Below are 3,394 nucleotides of genomic sequence, written 5' to 3'. Positions count from 1 at the left end.
CAGGCGCACCTGACCGTCTCCGGGCAGCTTGAGGCCGAGATCTTCGCGCTTGCCTACACCAACTGCTACACCTTTGGTCCCACGTTTCGAGACGAAAACTCAAAAACCCCGCCACACCTCGCCGAGTTCTGGATGATCGAGCCCGAGATGGCCTTTTGTGACTTAGAGGGGAACAAGGCGCTTGCCGAGGCGTTTCTGAAGTATGTCATTCAGCATGTCCTCGATACCTGCACGGCTGACTTAGAGTTTTTCACTAAGCGCATTGATGAGAATGTCTTACCGACTCTGGAAAAAGTGGCTAGTAGCACGTTTGGACAGATCACCTACACCGAGGCCATCACTATCCTCGAAAAAGCCAGCAAGGCCAAGAGCTTTGAGTTTCCAGTCTTCTGGGGCTGCGATCTCCAGTCCGAGCACGAGCGCTATCTCACCGATGAGGTCTTCCAGCGCCCGGTGATTGTCACAGACTATCCGAAAGAGATCAAGGCGTTCTACATGCGCCTCAACGACGATGAAAAGACCGTACGTGCCATGGACGTTCTTGCGCCACGTATCGGGGAGATCATCGGCGGAAGCCAGCGTGAGGAGCGCTACGATGTTCTCATCGAGAAGATCCGCAAGCAGGAGCTCCCCGAAGAGGTCTACTGGTGGTACTTAGAGCTGCGTAAGTACGGCTCCGCGCCCCATGCGGGCTTTGGTCTTGGGCTGGAGCGCCTGGTGCTCTATCTGACGGGCATGAAAAACATCCGCGATGTCATTCCCTTCCCCCGCACACCGGGAAGCGCGGATTTCTAGTGCCATGCAGACTGTCATCCGTAACCTGCGCTTCCAGAATCTCAAGCCCAGTAAGTTCGTCGCGAACCTGAAAAAGCCCGAGGGAATTGTCTCGCTGACGCCCAACGACGCGCAGATGCGGCTCACGGTTCAGGGGGAAAAAGAGGCCGTCGAGCTTCTTGCCCAGATGGTACCGCTTGCCGATGTGCGCTCACTGCGCTACCAGCTTGCCCTGACTCTGGTTCGGCTTGGCCCTGGGACGCGTCGGACGGTTCTTGAGAAGAAGGTTCTGGTGCTCGAAAACAACACGAAAGTTGCTCAGAGCCTTGGGCAGGGGGCTTTTGAGGTACAGGGAGTGCTTCATGGGAGCCCCAAAGAAGCACAGCTCACTTTTGCCGCTCGCGTGATGCGTGGCACAGGAGCCCAGCGTGTTGCCGCCGAGTCCCTTCAGGTCATGCGGCGGCTCCCGTTTCAGAAAACCGTCGCAATTGCCCGTTTCGATGATCCGAACGCAAAGCGTCCTGCGAATAAGAAAGTAGCGCCCATCGCGCTAGTTTTAGAAGCACTTGCTACCGAGGCCACCAGCTTCCCGATCAAATAGGTCAAAATCTTCCTCTCTATCGCCATCGGTGTGACGAAACCGCCTGTACGGAAATCGTGCGGCTTTAGGGCCTTCGGCCGCGCCTGCGGCGACCAGCCCTACAGTTGCAAAACAAACCCTATCGTCGCAGAGAATACCGACGAGGGACGAGGAGGAGGCACGAAGTGCCCCAAAGCCCCGAGGTTTACCGTCGAGGGCAATCACACAAATAGCCAAAACTTAACTTTTCTTCTCTGTACTGTTATGCTACAATCCTGCCAGGTTGTTTTAGGAGGATACTTGTTATGACAGAAGAACCGAAGCCTCGCTTCAATTTCAGCGACCCCAATGCGAAATCCACGCCCTCAGCCGATCAGGGCACCACGCCACCGGCACCAAGTGTGGCCCAATCCCCTTATAGCTCGGTAGCCCCGCCTGAGTTTGAGTCCAGTCCTGCACGCTTTATCCTGGGACTTATTGCTGGCCTGGCTGTAGGCCTACTCTGTGGCTGGCTCTACGCACTCTTTGTCTCCGCCACGCACTTTGGCTTTGCCCTGATCACGGCGGGAATCGGCTGGATTATTGGTTTTGTGGTGCTGGTGGTCGGGGGACGCACGGGGTTAATCCCCGCCGTTCTGACAGGACTTGTGGCGGCGGTGTCCCTCTTTGCGAGTCGCTACATGCTGGTGGGAATGGAACTTGATAAGCTCGGGGGAGGCGAGGCGAAAATGGTTCTTCAAAGTGATCCGATTGGCATAACGCTCAAGTCTTTTGGCTGGAGCCCAATGTCTATTGTGGTCTTGCTGGTTGGCGTGTATGGAGCCTTTAAGCTGACCTATGAAGAGGGAGTCTCCCACGACTAGAGATGTTTAAGATCGCCTCGCGGCTGGCAAGCTACCGAGGCGAGGCTTCGGAAGACCGTGCGCTGATTCTGCATGCCGCGCCGCAGACACTGGTGCTCGCCCTCGCCGATGGGATGGGCGGGCGACCGGGCGGCGGTGAGGCGGCACAGCTTGCGATCGAGACCGTGGAGATCGAGGGAGTCAAGCTGGCTAAGAAAGGCGCTCGGCTCTGGCCGGGGTTCTTTCGTGCGCTTGACGATGCTTTAGCTGCCCACACAGATGCGGGCCAGACCACGCTGACCGGGCTAACCCTCACGCCACAAAAGCTTGTAGGAGCCTCGGTGGGAGCCTCGGAGGCCTGGTGGATCACATCCGAGGGGCACTTTGATCTCACGGAGGCGCAGAAACGCAAGCCGCATCTGGGCACAGCCGCCGCAGAGCCCGTTGTTTTTGCGCTCAAGCTCACCCGACCAGGGACACTCTTGCTCGCCAGCGATGGTCTCTTTAAGTACACCGATCCTCTCGCCGTCATCGAAGCCGTTCGTGGAGCCGCCGATGTCGAGGCCGCCGCCGATGCTCTGGTGGCCTTGGCTTCGGCACCCGCGGGGCGTTTCTACGACGATCTGGCAGTGATCTTAGTCAGACTTGATACAATAGCGCCGTGGACAAGCTTTTTACACCGCTTCAAGGCGGACTGATCGTCTCCTGCCAGGCACTCGAAGGGGAGCCGCTCTTTGGTTCCGAGACCATGGCAAAGCTCGCACGGGCAGCCAAGCTTGGGGGAGCCGTTGGGATTCGCGCCAATACCCCGATTGACTGCGCCGCGATCAAGACAGAAGTACCCGAGCTACCGCTTTTTGGGCTCTGGAAAGTGGTCGTGCCAGGCTTTGATGAGGTCTATATCACCCCAAGGCTGCGCGAGGCTGTGGCGATTGCCGAGGCCGGGGCGGAGATTATTGCGATAGATGCCACGCTCCGTCCGCACCCCGAAGGTACGACGGCGGAGCTAATCCAGGCCATTAAACGCACAACGGGGCGGCTGGTGCTGGCCGACATTGACAATGAGGCGTCGGCGCTCGCTGCGATTGAGGCGGGGGCGGATGCGATTTCCACAACGCTCTCAGGTTACACGCCCGACTCTCCGAAGCTTTCTGGCCCGGACTTAGAGCTAGTCGCAAAACTTGCTGCTCGCAAGCTT

5 protein-coding genes are annotated in these 3,394 nt (G+C 58.0%); all 5 read left to right on the top strand.

Going from position 1 to position 3,394, the window contains the following annotated elements; all coding sequences use genetic code 11:
* On the top strand, nucleotides 1–795 hold a 795-nt coding region (gene asnS / locus RMO15_RS09330), incomplete at its 5' end, for an asparagine--tRNA ligase (RefSeq protein ID WP_309711062.1).
* Entirely contained in the window at nucleotides 752–1,375 is a 624-nt protein-coding gene (locus RMO15_RS09325; protein ID WP_309711065.1) for a hypothetical protein, read from the top strand. The genes asnS and RMO15_RS09325, both read left to right, overlap by 44 nt.
* A 284-nt stretch (nucleotides 1,376–1,659) precedes the next feature.
* Entirely contained in the window at nucleotides 1,660–2,217 is a 558-nt protein-coding gene (locus RMO15_RS09320; RefSeq protein ID WP_309711059.1) for a hypothetical protein, read from the top strand.
* Between the two features lie 2 nt (nucleotides 2,218–2,219).
* The gene (locus RMO15_RS09315) at nucleotides 2,220–2,894 is read left to right on the top strand and encodes a SpoIIE family protein phosphatase (protein ID WP_309711057.1); all 675 of its coding nucleotides are present in this window, start codon (nucleotides 2,220–2,222) and stop codon (nucleotides 2,892–2,894) included.
* Nucleotides 2,858–3,394: hypothetical protein (locus RMO15_RS09310; protein WP_309711054.1), on the top strand; the 537-nt coding region annotated here is incomplete at its 3' end. The genes RMO15_RS09315 and RMO15_RS09310, both read left to right, overlap by 37 nt.

Origin of the sequence: Armatimonas sp. (genome assembly GCF_031410135.1) — a bacterium.
Classification (GTDB): Bacteria; Armatimonadota; Armatimonadia; order Armatimonadales; family Armatimonadaceae; genus Armatimonas.
Note: the sequence above shows the minus strand (reverse complement) of the source record. Positions and strands in the feature narration are given on the sequence as shown.